The 225-nt window shown below is 78.7% G+C and carries 1 protein-coding gene; it reads left to right on the top strand.

What is annotated here, in order from left to right; all coding sequences use genetic code 11:
- On the top strand, positions 1-225 hold a 225-nt coding region (locus GT042_RS12575; RefSeq protein WP_161308787.1), incomplete at both ends, for a DUF5134 domain-containing protein.

Genomic DNA, 225 nt, shown 5'->3' with positions numbered 1-225 from the left:
CGGGCGCGGGGCTCGGCGCACCACGCGCACCACCTGCTGGGGATGCTCGCGATGGTCTACATGGCGGGGGCGATGGCCCTGACGCCGGGCGGGGCGCACGGCGTCCACACGGCGGCCGGCGCGCCGCTGGTCACCGGCGGGCTGCTGCTCTACTACACGGCGTACGTGCTGTGGGCGGGCGCCCGCCTGCTGCCGCTGCCGGACCCGGCGGACGCGGCAGACGCC

Source organism: Streptomyces sp. SID3212 (assembly GCF_009865405.1).
GTDB lineage: Bacteria > Actinomycetota > Actinomycetes > Streptomycetales > Streptomycetaceae > Streptomyces.
This window is presented reverse-complemented; position numbering and strand designations above follow the sequence as displayed.